Here is a 16,822-nt window from a genome sequence, read left to right on the forward strand (position 1 = left end):
AAGAAAATTTATTTTATTTCTATTGCTGACGAGATATTCATTATTGTTTATTTTTATATTGAGAGCTCAATTCATACTGAAAATCGACTTTTTGCATCCAAGTTTATTGGCTATATAAATCGGTAATGTTCGATTTTACAAATAGTTAGCGCATTTTTTATTATCTGCGCGTATGATTATTAACTATTGGTATAGTGATCGAAATCGAGTTCATGACTTCTCACTATTTTCTAATCGTTTTCAGATTACTTATTGTTAAAAATAAGTGACTAATGTTAATTGTTTGCTACTAAAATTGAGTGTGAATTTTCAGACATGAATAAAATAAGAAAAACATTACAGCTGATTGGATTTAAAAGTATTCAGTCACAGCTCTTATTGCTAATTACCGTATTAGTTTTCTCCGGTTTTATCGCGATGGCTATCATCTATTATGGAATGCAAGCTGATGCATCGACCATAAATGTGGCAGGCAGGCAGCGAATGCTCTCTCAAAGAGTGGCAAAGGAAGCACTACTCATTCAATCTGACTTAGGCGATATCAATGCCGTAAAAAAAACCATCAAGCAATTTGATACATCGATGCAGTGGTTAATGAGTGGGAACAAAGAGCTGGATATTTCTGTTCCTGCAACGAAAGATATTGAACATCAGCTAAATAAAGTCGACCAATTATGGCAGGTCTACCAACAAGACATCAAAATTTTGATCGATCGTTCTTCTTCACTGTCTAAAGAGAATAAAGCGGAAATAATTAATCATATTTTTCAACGCTCTCCAGTTATTCTCAAAGAGATGAATAGAGCCGTACAAATGATGGAAGTCGCCAGCAACGTTAATGTACGAAATAACATGCAGATATCAATGGCACTTATTTTTTCATTACTTTTATTATCTGGCTGTTTCTATCTGTACGTAAATCGATTCCTAATGAAGCCTTTACTGCCTTTGAGAGAAGCATTAAAAATGCTTTCTAAGGGTAACTTAACGGTTTATTTACCGGCTGATGATAGCCAAGATGAAATAGGCATGCTTTACAGAGACTATAACGATGTTCTCAAAGACTTCTCGGCCATTCTAGGTAGCGTAGTCCATTCTAGTGAACAGCTTAGTGTGTCCAGTTTACAGCTCAATAAAGCCGCAACGGAAAACGCCATCGGCATGGATAAGCAGTATCAAGAAATAGAACTGATTTCCACTGCCATGAATGAAATCACTGCGACCATACAAGAAGTGGCAGTAAGCAGTGCAAACGCCTCCGATTATACTAACAACGCTGAACTGGAAGCCAATAAAGGCAGGGTTACGGTCAAAGAAGCCGCCTCCACTATTGATGAGCTTAATCAACAGGTTCAATCTGTAGGAGATGTCGTTAATACCCTTAACATGAACAGTTTACAGATCAGTAAGGTTCTTGATGTCATCAATGAAATTGCAGAACAAACCAATTTACTGGCACTGAATGCAGCGATAGAAGCCGCACGTGCCGGAGAATCTGGGAGAGGATTTGCTGTCGTTGCCGACGAAGTTCGAGGGTTGGCTGCCAGAACCGCGAATTCGACCAGCGAAATCAAAACGATGGTAGAGAACCTACAGAGCCAAGCAAAACAATCGGTTAAAGCCATTAACATTAGCCAAGAGAAAGCAACCGCTGGTGTTAAACATATGAATGAAGCAGACGTTGCGTTAAAAAGAATTGTTGAAGCAGTTGTCGCGATCAATGAGATGAACACTCATATTGCAACCGCAACAAAAGAAGAAAGTGACGTCGCTAACGACATGAACGAGCGAATCGTACATGTCGCGGATACGTCGAGTAAAACTCGAAATAATGCACTAAATAATCAGGAGCTTGCAGAACACTTGTCGCAAGTCGGCCAAGTTTTACGCGATGATACAATACGTTTTACGATCTAGTATTGAATAACCAACGCTCTTCGATAATCAGAATATACTGATAACCCGTCATTCACTAAGGCTAACATTTTTCACTTCAATGTTAGTCTTAGACTCTTTATTTCTTTAAGATTTCAAAACATGGCACGCACTAGAAAAAGAGCTGGGAGAAGGCTTCAGGATATGTAATTATTATTAGTATCACAATAGTAATAGATATCAGCAAAATTATGGCCAGTGAGAACATCATCGATTTTTGGCATTCTAAAGTAACCAAACATAAGAGTGTCTATGTGGTACCCGATGGCTGTCAGGATGTGATTTTTAGCTTACAAAAAAACCGCTCTCCTCAGGTTTACCTCTCTCCACTTTATCTACAAACTATCAACGTAGAAATGGAACCAGAGACAGAAATGATGGGGTTTCGTCTTAGGCCTGGTTGTGAAGTTAAACAATTGGACAAATCGGGCTTGCTGTCATCTCTTCATTCCACAAGTAAACTAACCGACCAAATAGAAAGTGCAACACATACCAATGAGAATATATCTGAGGTATTACATTGTATTAAGCAACATGGCACCAGTATTCAACACTGTGCCAATCAATTGGGCGTTAGCTCCAGAACCTTACAACGAGTGATCTCACGCAACACCCCGCGTAGTCCGTCATTTTGGCTACGCCTAGCAAGAGCCAGACAGAGCGCAAAAACGCTGGTTGACGGTGGTATATTTACAGAAGTAGCTTATCAATACCAATATACCGATCAGTCACATATGTGCAGAGAGATCAAACATTGGTTTGGTGTCACTCCCTCAGAGTTACTCAAACGGCACGACCTGATCTCTCAACTGTTCTGGCAAGCGTATTAGTTACGAATTGGGCTGCATATCTCAACTAAAAAACCATTGATATCATTTACATATGCAGTAGTTTGTCCCCATGGCATTTCTTCAACTTTCTGGACCAATCGAGCACCAGCACTGATTGCTATCTCCAACACGTTGGCTACATTTTCTGTTTCAAAAGCTATTTCAAAACTCGGTGTCAAAGTATTGGGAGCAACAGCCCCTTTGCCCAGTTGGTTCATTAGTTTCAGAGAGGAGAATGATAACGTCGTACCTCCTGTATCTAATTCTCCATAGTCACCGCCTTCATGGAGGAATGAACACTTAAAACCGAATGCTTTCTCATAGAACTCGAGCGTTTTCGTAACATCTTCAACATAAAGTATGGCGTACTTAAATCTCATTTTATTTCCCTCTAACCTACGAATGAATAGCGAGAATAGAATGGGCAAGTGTGGTTGTATTGGATATAAGCGACAGAGATCAATTTTGACTTGAACTTTATTGCAACTGTTTCTATGTCACTTTCACTTATCGTAACCGATCTGATTCCTTATTCTCTTCCGAGAATTCAGATGGTGTTGTGTCTTTAGAAAGCCAGTTGCCGTTTACAATGCAAAATGATGCTGTCACCGTCTATGGCCTCAATGAGAGTCATACTAGCATCTTAAAAAGCGCTATGATGGCAAAGCAATTAAACGACGCGCTTAACGCGCCTACGAACTAAACAAGGTTTTAGGGGGATGTCCTACTATCTCCGATCCGTACCGTCTTCCCTCAACTGTCTCATAAACGATAAATTACTAGGTTTGCCGAATTTGCATAGTGAGCAATTTATATGTTGGTAATATGTTAATAAGTGGTGACAGTAATTTCAACCATCTATCAACGCCTCTTTACTATCACTACCATCAATTAAAAGTATGCGGGAAATTAATAGACCTATTTTACATACCAGTTCGGTCTGCCTGAAGTAGGGCCTTAACAACCAGAAAACATGCTTAGTGAAAAATGTTTGTTTTACCATCACGATACGTTTTTAGAACAAGGAGAGGGACGTGAATAAAATAGTAATGTCTGGCGTAATAGCCGTACTAGGCAGTTCATCGCTTCAATTACATGCGGCAGATATGACAAACGACACCGATAGGCCAAACGTGTTGGTTATTATTGCGGATGATATGGGCTTTAGTGATATAGGCGCATATGGCAGTGAAATAGAAACACCCAATATTAACCAGCTTGCGAAAGAAGGGGTCAGCTTTACTAACTTCCATGTTGGGGCAACGTGTTCTCCTACTCGTACCATGCTGATCAGCGGCGTCGATAACCACTTAGCAGGCCTCGGTAACATGCATGAAATTATGGCCGACAATCAGTTCGGAAAACCGGGCTATGAAGGCCATCTAAATAATAGTGTTGTTACTATTGCAACCGTATTGAAAGATGCTGGTTACCATACCTACATGGCGGGTAAATGGCATCTCGGCAGCAATAAAGATTCCATCCCCTATTCTCGAGGGTTTGAACAATCATTTGCTCTTGCAGAAAGTGGAGCAGACAACTGGGTTGAAATGCCTTATGCACCAATGTATGACAGGGTGCATTACTTTGAGAACGAAAACGAAGTCAAACTACCGACTGAAGACTACTACTCTTCCAATTTCTATACACAACGAATCATCGATAATATCGAGAGCAATCGTGAAGATGGTAAGCCATTTTTAGCATGGATTGGTTACCAGGCCGTTCACTACCCTCATCAAGCACCTAAAGAGTTTATCGACAAATATGACGGTGTTTATGATTCCGGTTGGGAAGCGCTTCGTAGCCGTCGACTCAAGAATCAAAACGAGCAGAAGTTATTCCCTAACGCGGTATCCGTTGATGACAAATTTGGAAAAACATCGTTTGATGATTGGAAATTACCTGAATGGGATGCACTTTCTGAAGAAGAAAAGAAATTTAATGCTCGCCGCATGCAAACCTACGCGGGCATGGTCGACAATATGGATCACAACATAGGCAAAATATTTGCCTATTTGGAAGATATCAAAGAGTTAGATAATACATTGATTATATTTATGTCTGACAATGGTACCGATCCTAACCTACTATCAAACAACGAAGCATATCGTCCATGGTATGAAAAAAACTATGAATTCACCTATATGGACGACTACAAAGGTGACTATTCTGAAATGGGGCAAAAAGGGTCCTACGCCGATTATGGTCCAGGTTGGGCTGCCGCTGCCAATACACCAAATAGCTACTTTAAAACCTTCTCTACTGAGGGGGGGTTAAGGGTTCCATTTATTGCTCGATTCCCGTCCGCTATTCCTAGCGACAGTAAGGTTAATACATTTGCTTTTGTAAAAGACATCTACCCTACTATTCTAGAAGTCACCAATATTGACAGGCATACTGGTACCTATAACGGCAAAAAATACCATGCACCAGATGGCACCAGTGCTTGGAGTGTAATGACTGGCAAACAAAAAGCCGTGCACCCTGATTCGGAAGCCATTGGCTATGAACTGGCGGGTAGTAGTGCCGTATTTAAAGGCAGATATAAACTCGCCATCAACCCACCACCCAAAGGAAATGGCGAGTGGGAATTGTATGACATCACTATTGACCCTTCAGAGCTAAATAACCTAGCCAAGGACAAACCAGAAATGGTCGCTCAAATGAGAAAAGAATATAAGGCGTATGAAAAAAAGAACTCACTTGTTCCTGTACCTGAAGGTTATAACCCGATAGATCAAGTTATAAAAAACAGCAAACTATAAGGAATGACAGCACCCGTGTTTGTCGTAAAAAACAGTGTGTTTGTGATAGCTCTCGTGCTCATTGACGCTATCACGTCATTCGCTTATGGTGAATCAAGATTAGACAATGTATTTGTCGGCAGTCAAAGCTGTGAGTCATGCCATGAGCAAGAAACGAAGGCATGGCAAGGCTCGCATCATGATAAAGCAATGCAGCACGCTAATGATGAGTCCGTTCTGGGCGACTTTGATAATGCAGAGTTACACTACCAAAATGAAGTAAACCGGTTTTTCAAAAAAGACGATGAATATTGGGTCAATATTCAGGATGAGAACGGCATTTTTCATGACTATAAAATCAGCTTCACCTTCGGTTTTGATCCACTTCAGCAGTACATGGTTAAATTCCCTGACGGAAGAATTCAATTAATCCCTTTTGCCTGGGATTCGAGAGCTGAAGCGGAAAATGGTCAAAAATGGTTTTATTTGTACCCAAGCATGAATCCGACCAGCTCATTTTTTTGGACCAATTCCGGACAGAATTGGAATTACACATGTGCCGATTGTCACTCCACAAATCTAAAGAAAAATTACGATACAAAGTCAGACCAATACGCGACAACATGGAGTGAAATTGATGTCAATTGCGAAGCGTGCCATGGTCCGGCCTCGCAACATGTTCTATGGGCGAATAAAGAGGTCAAGCCTGAAGACAAACATTTTGGCTTTCAACGAAATCTATCTAAATCGGTAAAGCAGTGGCAATTTATTGAAGGCCAATCAACGCTTCAACCAACGAGTATAGAATCCACTGATTTAGTCTCCACTTGCGCTCAATGTCATAGCAGACGCGTTCAGCTCAATGATTCCGTTAACCACACACAAGGCGAGTTTGGCGACAAATACGAGCTAAATTTGATATCTCCTGACATTTATTATTCTGATGGACAGATTTTCGATGAGGATTATGTCTATGGGTCATTTCTTCAATCTAAAATGGCAGCGAAAGGTGTTGTCTGCACAGATTGTCACGACCCTCATACCGCAAAGCTCGTTATTCCAGAAGAGGCGGTATGTTTACAGTGCCATTTATCCAATAAATATTCATCGATAGAACATAGCCATCATGATCCAGGCTCAGAAGGTGATCGGTGTGTTAACTGCCACATGCCAGCAACAAACTACATGCAGATCGACCCAAGAAGGGATCACGCATGGCATATACCAAACCCAATGAGAAGCAATCAGATGAATACACCGGATGTCTGTACAGATTGCCATAGTGACAAAAACCCGCAGTGGGCGGCCTCTTATATAGACCAATGGTTTCCAGACTCAACCCGAAATAAAGAAAAACATTTCTCCCTCGCCTATTTTGCGGGAGAAATTGGTCATTCTGCTGCTGAGCAAGCATTGGGCTATATCGCTTTAGATAAAAATCAAGCGGATATTATCAGAGCGTCAGCATTGAGCCGTCTTAGTAATATTGACGGGAAATTCGCAACAATTGCAGCGATGAGAGGAAGTAAAGATACCAGTCCACTGGTGCGATTTGCGGCGGTTTCAGCGACATCCAGTTATAACAATGAAGATCGGTGGGCACTGTTGTCTCCCCTACTCGATGACCCAATACTAATGGTAAGAACCGCGGCGGCAGGTGCGCTTATAGAAGGCTGGTCGTCCTTAAGTTCTGCCCAACAAACACAACTAAGCCCAGCTTTAAATGAGTATATAGATATTCAAAGGTACAACTCTGACCGAGCATTTGCTCGCACCAATCTAGGTAATGTTTATCGAGCACAAGGTGCATTTGAATCAGCGCTCACAAGCTACCAAGGCGCGATAGAAATAGAGCCGTACTTTGAGACGAGTTATGTCAATTTAGCTGATCTATACAGAGAACAGAACCGAGATGACTTAGCAAAAGCAACCCTCGAGAAAGGCGCAAAAAATGCGCCAAATTCGGCAGCGATTCAATTCAGCCTTGGTCTTCTTCATCTTCGACAAGATAACTCGACCCTCGCCTTAGCGCACTTAATACGTTCTGTAGAACTCGAACCTAAAAATAGCTATTACCAAAGCATCACTGAACTCGCAAAAAGCCAACTTAATACCCCGTCTCCAACAACATTACCCGAATAATTAATTAGAAGAAGAAAAAACCACCGATATATTATTAAGAACTATACTAAAAAATTCTATAAACAAAGGTTTAGCTGAGCGTGATACAAACAGAAAAAAATAAATCTATTAACAGTTACCGCACCTTATCAACATCTGATTTTGGTCAACTAGAGACCTTTAACAAAGATAAAGGTCGGCAATACACACAACTTCGGCCCGGAGAACTGAACGCAAAATGTATCGAAGTGAATCTCGGCGACGTACTGCTGCTTCGTGAACAGTTAAATATCGGCACGAGAATAGAGGCATCCCCCCCTAGCAGTTATGTTCCTTTCGCCTCTCTCGTAATACCGTCGATTCGCGGCTCCTTCTATGGCAACATCAACCCCAAAAAGCGTTTACTTCAAGCTTCCGGCGGTGACTGGGATATCAACGTTTCCAACCACATTGATTATGTTGCAACTATTTTTAGTCGCGATTTTCTATACCAAAATTATCTTCTTCTTACCGGTCAAGAATTCCCTATTGAATGGCTTAAAAATAAAGCAGTACAAACCGAAGAAACCGCATTCAATCAATATACACATGGGTTAAGCCAGTTAATCTACCTTCTTCACCAACAACCTGAACTGCTACATCATCAATTAGTAAAGAAAGCCTATAGCGAAACAGTATTAGACATAACACTCAATGCACTAAAACCAACAAGTGTGTATAGAGAAAAACTATTACCGCAGTCCAAGCGAATCAAAGGGGTCCGTATCGCGATAGAGTTCCTAAAACATCACGCACACTTGGTACCCACCAAATCTGAATTATGTGAAATTTCAGGCTTAAGTGAGCGCAGCTTACAATATGGATTTCAAGAGTATTTTGGCTTAACACCCAACCAATACTTACGAGCTTTACGCTTAAATGGTGTTCGACAAGAGTTGATCGCCAGTTCAAGCAATCATCATAGCGTCTCTAACATTGCTCTCAACTGGGGGTTCTTTGAACTCGGTCGTTTCTCTGGTGAGTACAAACGATTTTTCAACGAATTACCTTCCGCAACTTTAAAGCGTTGTTATTAGCTCATCAGTTACTTCACATTTAACAATGACTATCCCAGCGATTTTTTCTGCTTGAATGAGCCTTCTTAATATGATTTTTTGATAGTTTTATCCTTTTTGAGCTTACTATCAATTAATTGCTATGCTTGTAGTATTGCCTTTTTATACCATGGATAGGACTAATATTATGAACAGATACATTCTAGGGTTTATATTGATCACCATTACATTATCCTTCAATAGCATTGCCAATGAAGAGGAAAACGATCAGGAAGGAAGGCACCAACCTCCGTCGTTTAGCACTGTCGATACCAATAGTGATGGCGTGATTGACGAAGATGAACTCAATCATTTCCGAGGAAAACAACAGGATGACGATGCCTCCGACACCAATGATTCGACTGATCAGGAGAACAAGATAAGCGCTTTCGCATCCTTCGATAAGAATAAAGACGGCTATATTACAGAAGTTGAGCTCGCGGCACACAGTAAGTACTCCAACCCAGGGAATGGAAGTGGAGAAAGGAAGCATAAAGAAAAGGCCAACAGCAACAGTCGAAACAAAAAAGGAAACGACAAAGGAAACGACAAAAGTAATAGCGGCGGCGGAAAAAGTAACAATAACAGTGGTGGCAGTAAGAAAAAGTAGGTCCCCATGAATAAACAACGATCATTATTAAAATGGAGTATTACGGGGACCGTAGTGGCAACACTGTGTTGTTTTACCCCAATCCTTGTCATCTTATTCACCGCGATTGGTCTTTCTGGATTGATTGGCTATTTGGATTATGTCCTGTTGCCTTCTCTCCTATTTTTCGTTGGCCTGACAACTTATGCGTTATTTAAAAACAAGAAAAAAAACGAATCCGAATGCGATTAGTTGGACCACGAATTAGAGTGTGTGTCCCCACTAATTGCTCATTTTTGCAGGTTATGGCAAAAAAAGAACCCGACATTCATTTGGAGCTGGTTGCCTCGGCAACACAGAACCCAATTCAAAACCTTCAGGATGGTACTGTTGATGTTGTCTTGGCCCCCGGATACTTGGCGATCCCCGGTATTGACTCAATCCCTGTATTTCAAGATGAACTCGTATTGATTACACATTCACAACATGCATTGGCAAAAAAGGCATTTATTGAAGCAACAGATTTGGAATGTGAAGATTATCTGACCTATAGCAAATCTGCGCAACCAGGTTTTGAGTATGAACGATTTATACGCCCTTCCGGTGTGGTCCCTTATTTGGTCACCGTTGTTGAAGTGACCGATGCAATTATCGAACTGATAGCCGCAGGGTTCGGTGTGAGTATCCTTTCAAAGTGGGCCGTTCAATCTGCCATCAATAATGGAAGTGTATCAGCGGTGACATTAGGAAAGTCGACACTCACTCTCGGTTGGTCAGCGCTCGTACGGGAATCAGAACCAACTCCTGCCGCAGCAAGAGTTGTGTCGAGTAGACTAGCCGAATGGTTTCGGTGTTAATTTTCAGTCCTCGCGGCGATGAAATGCGACCAATGTTATCGCTAAGGCAAATCGAAAAGTAATGCTGTCACCTGCTCTTGCTGGCCATTCATAAATCGCACCTTGTTTTGCTGTTCGATCTTTGCGCCGGATCCCGCTTCAATAATGGTATTGTCGATCTGAAGCTTACCCCTTATTTGATGAAGGTAGACATTGCGTCCATCTTCAATGTCAAAATCGATGCTTTGGCCCGCGTCCAATATCAGTTGGTACAGTGACGCATCTTGCTTAATGCTCAACGCACCATCATTCCCGTCAGGGCTAGCAATTAGCGTCAGGCCGTTCTCTTTACCGAAATTCTTTTGCTGGTAACCTGGTGTTTTACCAAACGTGTTCGGTTGAATCCAGATCTGTAGGAATTTTAAGTTTTCATTTTGCGACGCATTGTACTCACTGTGGTAAATGCCTCGTCCTGCTGACATTAATTGAAACTCACCAGCAGGTAAAACCTGAACATTTCCTTCACTGTCTTTGTGCTCGATAATGCCTTCTAAGACATAGCTGACAATTTCCATGTCGCGATGACCGTGAGTGCCGAAACCTGCTCCGGGCTTAACAATGTCATCATTGATAACTCTAAGAGCGGAAAAACCCATATGCTTTGGATCGTGATAGTGACCAAATGAGAAGGTATGTTTACTCTCCAACCAACCTAAGTTAGCGTGCCCACGATCTTGAGCGTTGCGTACTGTGATCATATTCATTTTCTCTTATCAATGTTCAATCAAGCCAATTTCTTAGCGATGCCGGTATCTAGAGCGACTTTTCCAGCGCCAGAAAATGCGAGTGATACGCTTGCTGCCAAAAGAGCCAAACCAAATTCATAGCCGTTGTTTGACAAAAATAGGCCGTTCTCTAAATGGACAGCGGAAATGGCGACGACCATCGTAAATGCAAGTGCCGCAGCGGCGGGGCGGGTCAATAACCCTAGCAAAAGAAACAACCCGCCAAAGAACTCTGCACTACCTGCTAAAAATGCCATCAATACCCCTGCGCCGAGGCCAATTGAAGCCATCCACTGCCCTGTACCTTCAAGGCCGTAACCGCCAAACCAACCGAACAGTTTTTGCGCGCCATGAGCCATAAAAATAATGCCTACCGGGATTCGAAGTACCAGAGCACCATAGCCTGCATTAGATGATGCGAGTGTTTGTATTATTACTTTCATTATGTTCTCCTCAAAAATTTTCGATCAATGTTGAAATGCGTTTTTTTGTTTTACACCTCAAGCGTTGAATCTAAGTTTAGGTGTGTTAGATTGAAGAAAAAATCGGAATGATTTGAATGCTTTATTCAAAATTTTCGAACAAGAGGATTTCATGCATAATTCAATAACAATAGATGCACTAAGAGCACTGGATGCCATTGATAAAAAAGGAAGTTTCTCTTCTGCAGCAGAATCATTATACAAAGTACCTTCTGCTTTAACCTATACAATCAAGAAACTTGAAGACAGTATGGGCGTGGCTCTGTTCGATAGATCGAAACAAAGAGCACAACTCACCCCTGCGGGTCGTCTTGTTTTGGCGCATGGACGCGAAATACTTCTCGCAACCAATCGACTTTTTGACTCGGTTCAACAGCTAGAATCCGGCTGGGAGAGTGATATTCGAATTGCTCGAGATACGGTCATTCCTGAATGTTCTCTATACGATTTGATAGGTGAATTCAATCAACTTGACCATAACGTAGATGTGTCTTTGGGTGTTGAAGTACTAGGCGGTGGCTGGGATGCACTTCATAGTCGACGGGCAGATATCATCATTGGCGCAACAGGTGAACTACCCAAGGGGATGTTTCAAACACACAAAATAGGTCAAGTTTCCTTTGTTTTTGCTATTGCGCCTGACCACCCTCTGGCAGAAGTAGAGGGTATTCTAGAAGCGGATATTCTGAGTCAATATCCCGCAGTGGTCGTTTCTGATACATCCCAACTGCTTCCTGTACGTGACAGTGGCCTATTTAATAGCAAACAAGTCATCAGAGTGAACTCGATGGGGTCCAAACTAAAAGCACAAGTAAAAGGCTTGGGCATCGGCTTTATTCCTGAGCATATGGCGAAACCTTATTTTAAGAGTGGCCAATTAATTGCAAAAGAATGCGCGATTCCAAGGCCCTCTCAAGATGTCTATATAGCTTGGCATAAAAATCATGAAGGGAAAGCCTTTGAATGGTTTGTCGAAAAGCTTTGTCAAATAGATTGGGAGCTTAGCGGGAGCACCAACGGCATAGTTAAAGCATAGCCATAAACAAAAAGGGCGTGATGCACATGATCATTGCAGACATTGTTAAACAAAAACCGCAATATTGTACAAAACCAAACGATGAGTATGCGCTAAGCTAAGTTAGAACAGTAATATGGTTAGTAAACTGAAAAGAGATGCTATGGCGAAGAATAAACCCAGCAAAGAACGTGCTGATTATAAGATCACTGAAGAACTTGGTGGTCTTGAGATTCTTGATGCCAAATATGAAAAACAGAATTTTTCTCGTCATAGTCATGAAGGCTATACCATCGGACTTATTGAGACTGGCGCACAACGGTTTTACCGCACTGGTGGGCATCATATCGCGCCGAAAAATACGATAATTCTGGTTAATGCTGATGAGGTGCACAGTGGTCATTCTGCTTCAGAAGGTGGTTGGGCGTATCGAGCGATGTACCCGCTTCCACAACAACTAGAGCAGATAACCACAGAGCTTTATTTACCTAGTTATGGTGCTCCATATTTTCCTAAGGCCGTCGTTTCTGACCCAGATCTAGCTAGCCAGCTTCGGCTGGTTTTCAATACGTTAGATAGTTCAAATAACCGTTTGCTTAGAGAATCGCTTATCTACAGCACCTTGGTGAAATTGATGGGTAAGCATGCTAAATCTAAACTTGCCCTTAATACCGAAGTCAAAACACAAAAACAGTTACTATTGGTAAAAGAGTTCTTGGATGATCTCCCTCAGGCGGATGTTTCATTGAGTGAACTCGCCAAACTTTCTTCTTTAAGCCCTTATCATTTGGTTCGTTCTTTTCAGAAAGCTTTTGGGCTCCCACCCCATGCTTATCAAATCCAATCTCGTCTGCGTTTAGCAAGAAAACTGCTCAAAAAAGGCCACACCATTTCAGATACAGCACAGGAATGTGGCTTTCACGATCAAAGTCATTTTCATCGTCATTTCAAGAATGCTAATGGGTATACCCCCGGTCAGTACTTAAAAATGCTCTGAGCAAGTTTGTACAATCTCTACCGCTTTTAGATCACTAGATTAAAAGAATGCTCGTAGAGGAAACGAATAAATGAAACAAAGTAAAATCCAAACAGAGAGAAAAAGCACATTATGTTGGCAGGGTGTAATAACGATGCTTCCACTAAGTATCGCGGTTCTTCCTTGGGGTTTTCTGGCAGGCTCCTATGCGATAGATGCCGGTTTGTCAGGCCTAGAGGCACAAGCTATGTCTGCGGTATTATTTGCAGGCTCAGCTCAGTTAGTCGCCGTCGGTATGTTCAAAGAAGAAGTCGGACTTAGCACGTTGCTGCTCACCACTTTTTTAATCACTTCCCGTCATTTTTTGTACAGTGTATCCATGCGAAGAAAAATCAGTACATTGTCTGGTCGATGGCGTTTGTTGCTTGGATTCTGGTTAACCGACGAATTATTCGCAATCTGTAGCAGCCAATCAGATAAAGAGTTTAATCGCTGGTATGCCTTGGGAGCCGGCGGTTCATTCTATATTATTTGGAATATCGCTAGCTTTATGGGCATCATTGCTGGCAGCAAAATCCCATCCTTAAATGAAGTCGGATTGGACTTTGCTGTTGCGGCCACCTTTATTGCTCTGGTGGTTCCACAAATCAAGTCGATACCAGTCTTCATTTCCGTCATCGTCTCTTTGATTGTGTCTGTATTCTTGCTATTGAATCAAATTGAAGGAGGGCTAATGATTGCGTCAGTTAGTGGAATAGTGAGTGGTTACTCGTGTGAGATCTTATTAAAAAGAAATCAATACCTAGAGAACCGAACTAAAAGGCATCAATGATGATAATGCTGTCCATACTTTCAATGACCGCGGTTGTTTTTTTAAGCCGTTACTTGTTTCTTGAGCCACGAATTCCACTAAAGATGAATAACCATGCTCAGAGACTGTTGAGTTATTCTGGGCCTGTGGTTCTAACGGCACTGTGGGCGCCGATCGTGTTTTTCCCGGAAGGTGAATTCTCATTTAGATTGGATAATCCGTATTTGATAGGCGCTATCATAACGGGTCTGATTATCTGGAAAACAAATAACGTTCTGTTAACGATAGTGATCAGCATGGGTGCATTTTTGATCTGTAAACTTGTTATTTTTAGCTGATTAAAAATGAAAAACCAATAAAGTAAGGTGCAAAAGTAAGGGACAGACACTTCAGATATTAAGGTGTATGTCCCTATTAGTTGGGTCTGTCCCCATTAGTTGGATCAATATTTTAATGCTAGGTTTTTGAACTAGTTATTTGTGCTTTTTTTTCTTACCGCTGCCTTCAGGCTTCGCCATCGGTTTATTTGCCGCTAAGAATTCCTCACTGACTACGTCATCGACCTCAAAACCCACTACTTGTTCACGTTCGAGTCTGATCTTGTTCTTCTTTTCGATGATTTTGAAATGATGATAATCTTCATAATCGATAAGCGATAATGCTAAGCCCACTTCACCAGCACGGCCACTTCGACCAATACGGTGCATGTAATCTGATGGGCTCCTAGGTAAATCAAAATTAATCACCACAGGTAGTTTATCGATATCTAGACCACGGGCAGCAATGTCTGTTGCAATTAATACTTCAATCTCGCCCGCCTTAAATGCTTCAAGCACGCGACTACGAGCCCCCTGGCCTTTATCACCATGAAACACTTCTGCGGCAATACCACGTTTAGAGAGTTTTTCAGCTAAGTGATTACAACTGTGTTTGGCATTGACAAAAATAAGCGCTTGTCGCCATTGATGATGATTGATCAAATGCGCTAATACTGCTGTTTTTTCCCCTTTGTTAACAGAAAACACACGCTGCACTAAGGTGCTGGCATCAGCACTTTGCAATTGTAATTCAACAGGGTCGTCGAGTAGCGCTTGAGTTAACGTCTGTACTTGTTCTGGAAAGGTCGCAGAAAACAGTAGCGTTTGCTTTTTCTTTGGCAACAATGCTAAAAGATCTGTAAGCTCATCAGTGAAGCCTAGACTCAACATTCGATCGGCTTCATCAAGCACCAGAGTCTTCACTCTATCAAGTTTAATAGCATTGCTTGAAATCAAATCGAGTAATCGCCCTGGTGTGGCCACCAAAATGTCAGTGCCACCACGTAATGCGAGCATTTGAGTATTCGCGGACACACCACCAAAAACCGCAACCGTTTTAATTGTACCGTTAAAATGCACCGCATAAGATTTTATGCTGTCAGCAACCTGCTTGGCCAATTCACGAGTCGGCACCAAAATCAGTCCAGTAACATAGTTACCTTTATTGCTTTTACTACTCAATGGTTTTTCATCGTGTATGTGCTGCAATAGCGGAAGTGCAAAGGTGGCCGTTTTACCTGAACCGGTATTCGCACCTGCAATCAGGTCACGCCCTGCCAATACACTTGGGATAGCTTGCGCTTGAATAGGCGTTGGCTGCTGATATTCCAGCTCAATTAAACGAGCTAACAAGGGTTGAATAAGGCCAAGTTCTGTAAAGTTGGCTGGCGTTGTGACAGTGGTCATTAATATAAAAGGCTCAAGACGAAGATAATAGCCGATTATTTTAACTTATTTATGGCTCATTAAGTTAGTAAATTTCGCGAACGTCCAAGGAACAGGTATTGCAGTGAAAACGGAGGGAAGGAAAACGAAGGGACATGCACCTCAAGGAGTGAGCGGTTGAAGTGGTGTAATGTTCGCCATTAAATGGTGGTGATTCAAAGCACTAGGTGGGAGAACGCCTTAAAACTATCGAATTTTTAGAATCATCGAGTTTTTAAAATTATCGAGTCTTAAGGTGTGTATCCCCCGCTAGTCTTGCTTGTCTTAACTTTCCTTCATAGCGGAAACGACCGAAGGCTCATTGATCAAGTCAAATAACATACTCTTTGCTGACGCTCTCTGAGAATCAGATAAGATTTTCTTCGGATTATCTCTGCATTGGGTGATGATATTTTTGACGAATTTACTGTTGGTACCGGATAACTCATACGCGAATCTAAGCGTATCGAGCAACTCAGTTTGAGACAAACTATAAACAGCCATCTCACAACTAAGTTTATCCATGGCAAGTAAATTGTCGACCACCACCTTGCACTCAGCATTGAACTTTTCTTTTGCTATATATCCGTCAATCAAAGCCTGAACTCTATCCGCGATAGCTACAGGCACTTCCATTGTTTTCGTTTCATGCGTCATTATTGATTCTCTTGCTCTAACTAGGATTTAACTTCTGGATCAAGTTTACCCCCTAGCTCATGTTTCGGCATCAACTTTAGCAATTATTTGAGGTAGTACATCCGCACCCGTTATGTCATCAACCCAACAAGCTTCACATTTCAGAGTGAATTGAAGCGAGAGGTCTAAAGGCGTTATGCTGTTTTATGTTCCAGAGTAATCA

Annotated in this window: 17 protein-coding genes; 12 read left to right on the plus strand and 5 right to left on the minus strand. The window is 41.7% G+C overall.

Features of this window, described 5'->3' with window-relative positions; all coding sequences use genetic code 11:
• Positions 1-315: 315 nt before the first annotated feature.
• Together IUZ65_RS10900 and IUZ65_RS10905 are read left to right on the plus strand one after the other, a co-directional pair.
• Positions 316-1,917, plus strand: coding sequence for a methyl-accepting chemotaxis protein (locus IUZ65_RS10900; protein WP_195703753.1), 1,602 nt, complete (start codon positions 316-318; stop codon positions 1,915-1,917).
• Positions 1,918-2,126: 209 nt separating this feature from the next.
• Entirely contained in the window at positions 2,127-2,765 is a 639-nt protein-coding gene (locus IUZ65_RS10905; protein ID WP_195703754.1) for a response regulator transcription factor, read from the plus strand.
• On the opposite strand, the gene IUZ65_RS10910 is transcribed toward IUZ65_RS10905, so the two are convergent.
• Positions 2,762-3,145, minus strand: coding sequence for a VOC family protein (locus IUZ65_RS10910; protein WP_195703755.1), 384 nt, complete (start codon positions 3,143-3,145; stop codon positions 2,762-2,764). The genes IUZ65_RS10905 and IUZ65_RS10910 overlap by 4 nt on opposite strands.
• Before the next feature lie 654 nt (positions 3,146-3,799).
• On the opposite strand from IUZ65_RS10910, the gene IUZ65_RS10915 reads away from it, so the two are divergent.
• From IUZ65_RS10915 to IUZ65_RS10940, 6 genes are all read left to right on the plus strand, one after another.
• Positions 3,800-5,533 (plus strand): sulfatase-like hydrolase/transferase, encoded by a 1,734-nt coding sequence (locus tag IUZ65_RS10915; RefSeq protein WP_195703756.1) that lies wholly within the window; start codon positions 3,800-3,802, stop codon positions 5,531-5,533.
• A gap of 15 nt (positions 5,534-5,548) precedes the next feature.
• Positions 5,549-7,654: a multiheme c-type cytochrome gene (locus tag IUZ65_RS10920; protein WP_195703757.1), complete on the plus strand. Its 2,106-nt coding sequence runs from the start codon at positions 5,549-5,551 to the stop codon at positions 7,652-7,654.
• A gap of 80 nt (positions 7,655-7,734) precedes the next feature.
• Positions 7,735-8,709, plus strand: a complete 975-nt coding sequence (locus tag IUZ65_RS10925; protein WP_195703758.1) for a helix-turn-helix domain-containing protein — start codon at positions 7,735-7,737, stop codon at positions 8,707-8,709.
• Positions 8,710-8,875: 166 nt separating this feature from the next.
• Positions 8,876-9,337 carry a hypothetical protein gene (locus IUZ65_RS10930; RefSeq protein WP_195703759.1) on the plus strand — a complete coding sequence of 154 codons (462 nt, stop codon included), beginning with the start codon at positions 8,876-8,878 and terminating at the stop codon, positions 9,335-9,337.
• Positions 9,338-9,343: 6 nt separating this feature from the next.
• Positions 9,344-9,568: a mercury resistance system transport protein MerF gene (gene merF, locus IUZ65_RS10935; RefSeq protein WP_195703760.1), complete on the plus strand. Its 225-nt coding sequence runs from the start codon at positions 9,344-9,346 to the stop codon at positions 9,566-9,568.
• Positions 9,559-10,173, plus strand: a complete 615-nt coding sequence (locus IUZ65_RS10940; RefSeq protein ID WP_195703761.1) for a substrate-binding domain-containing protein — start codon at positions 9,559-9,561, stop codon at positions 10,171-10,173. The genes merF and IUZ65_RS10940 overlap by 10 nt, the downstream gene beginning before the upstream one ends.
• Positions 10,174-10,214: 41 nt before the next feature.
• Here the strand turns inward: IUZ65_RS10940 and IUZ65_RS10945 are convergent, their stop codons facing one another.
• Complete coding sequence (locus tag IUZ65_RS10945; protein ID WP_195703762.1) at positions 10,215-10,910, minus strand: pirin family protein; 696 nt, start codon at positions 10,908-10,910, stop codon at positions 10,215-10,217.
• A 26-nt stretch (positions 10,911-10,936) separates the two neighbouring features.
• On the minus strand, positions 10,937-11,380 hold the full coding sequence (locus IUZ65_RS10950; RefSeq protein ID WP_195703763.1) for a DoxX family protein: 444 nt from the start codon (positions 11,378-11,380) through the stop codon (positions 10,937-10,939).
• Between the two features lie 151 nt (positions 11,381-11,531).
• Here IUZ65_RS10950 and IUZ65_RS10955 point away from each other — a divergent pair, with 151 nt between their 5' ends.
• The 4 genes from IUZ65_RS10955 to IUZ65_RS10970 all read left to right on the plus strand — a co-directional run bounded on the left by IUZ65_RS10955 (position 11,532) and on the right by IUZ65_RS10970 (position 14,559).
• Positions 11,532-12,455, plus strand: coding sequence for a LysR substrate-binding domain-containing protein (locus IUZ65_RS10955; RefSeq protein ID WP_195703764.1), 924 nt, complete (start codon positions 11,532-11,534; stop codon positions 12,453-12,455).
• A gap of 142 nt (positions 12,456-12,597) precedes the next feature.
• Complete coding sequence (locus IUZ65_RS10960) at positions 12,598-13,431, plus strand: AraC family transcriptional regulator (RefSeq protein WP_195703765.1); 834 nt, start codon at positions 12,598-12,600, stop codon at positions 13,429-13,431.
• Positions 13,432-13,501: 70 nt separating this feature from the next.
• Positions 13,502-14,242, plus strand: a complete 741-nt coding sequence (locus IUZ65_RS10965) for an AzlC family ABC transporter permease (protein WP_195703766.1) — start codon at positions 13,502-13,504, stop codon at positions 14,240-14,242.
• Positions 14,242-14,559 (plus strand): AzlD domain-containing protein, encoded by a 318-nt coding sequence (locus IUZ65_RS10970; RefSeq protein ID WP_195705088.1) that lies wholly within the window; start codon positions 14,242-14,244, stop codon positions 14,557-14,559. Before IUZ65_RS10965 ends, IUZ65_RS10970 begins: the two co-directional genes overlap by 1 nt.
• Before the next feature lie 135 nt (positions 14,560-14,694).
• Here IUZ65_RS10970 and IUZ65_RS10975 read toward each other — a convergent pair whose 3' ends face one another.
• Positions 14,695-15,945: a DEAD/DEAH box helicase gene (locus IUZ65_RS10975; RefSeq protein ID WP_195703767.1), complete on the minus strand. Its 1,251-nt coding sequence runs from the start codon at positions 15,943-15,945 to the stop codon at positions 14,695-14,697.
• A gap of 303 nt (positions 15,946-16,248) precedes the next feature.
• Positions 16,249-16,620 (minus strand): hypothetical protein, encoded by a 372-nt coding sequence (locus IUZ65_RS10980; RefSeq protein ID WP_195703768.1) that lies wholly within the window; start codon positions 16,618-16,620, stop codon positions 16,249-16,251.
• Positions 16,621-16,822: the final 202 nt, after the last annotated feature.

Origin of the sequence: Vibrio sp. VB16, from assembly GCF_015594925.2 — a bacterium.
Taxonomy (GTDB): domain Bacteria; phylum Pseudomonadota; class Gammaproteobacteria; order Enterobacterales; family Vibrionaceae; genus Vibrio.

Bases quoted from the DNA above. Each gene is read 5' to 3' on its own strand.
- IUZ65_RS10900 (WP_195703753.1), top strand. From the start codon at position 316: ATGAATAAAATAAGAAAAACATTACAGCTGATTGGATTTAAAAGTATT.
- IUZ65_RS10905 (WP_195703754.1), top strand. From the start codon at position 2,127: ATGGCCAGTGAGAACATCATCGATTTTTGGCATTCTAAAGTAACCAAA.
- IUZ65_RS10910 (WP_195703755.1), bottom strand. From the start codon at position 3,145: ATGAGATTTAAGTACGCCATACTTTATGTTGAAGATGTTACGAAAACG.
- IUZ65_RS10930 (WP_195703759.1), top strand. From the start codon at position 8,876: ATGAACAGATACATTCTAGGGTTTATATTGATCACCATTACATTATCC.
- merF (WP_195703760.1), top strand. From the start codon at position 9,344: ATGAATAAACAACGATCATTATTAAAATGGAGTATTACGGGGACCGTA.
- IUZ65_RS10940 (WP_195703761.1), top strand. From the start codon at position 9,559: ATGCGATTAGTTGGACCACGAATTAGAGTGTGTGTCCCCACTAATTGC.
- IUZ65_RS10945 (WP_195703762.1), bottom strand. From the start codon at position 10,910: ATGATCACAGTACGCAACGCTCAAGATCGTGGGCACGCTAACTTAGGT.
- IUZ65_RS10950 (WP_195703763.1), bottom strand. From the start codon at position 11,380: ATGAAAGTAATAATACAAACACTCGCATCATCTAATGCAGGCTATGGT.
- IUZ65_RS10955 (WP_195703764.1), top strand. From the start codon at position 11,532: ATGCATAATTCAATAACAATAGATGCACTAAGAGCACTGGATGCCATT.
- IUZ65_RS10960 (WP_195703765.1), top strand. From the start codon at position 12,598: ATGGCGAAGAATAAACCCAGCAAAGAACGTGCTGATTATAAGATCACT.
- IUZ65_RS10965 (WP_195703766.1), top strand. From the start codon at position 13,502: ATGAAACAAAGTAAAATCCAAACAGAGAGAAAAAGCACATTATGTTGG.
- IUZ65_RS10970 (WP_195705088.1), top strand. From the start codon at position 14,242: ATGATAATGCTGTCCATACTTTCAATGACCGCGGTTGTTTTTTTAAGC.
- IUZ65_RS10975 (WP_195703767.1), bottom strand. From the start codon at position 15,945: ATGACCACTGTCACAACGCCAGCCAACTTTACAGAACTTGGCCTTATT.
- IUZ65_RS10980 (WP_195703768.1), bottom strand. From the start codon at position 16,620: ATGACGCATGAAACGAAAACAATGGAAGTGCCTGTAGCTATCGCGGAT.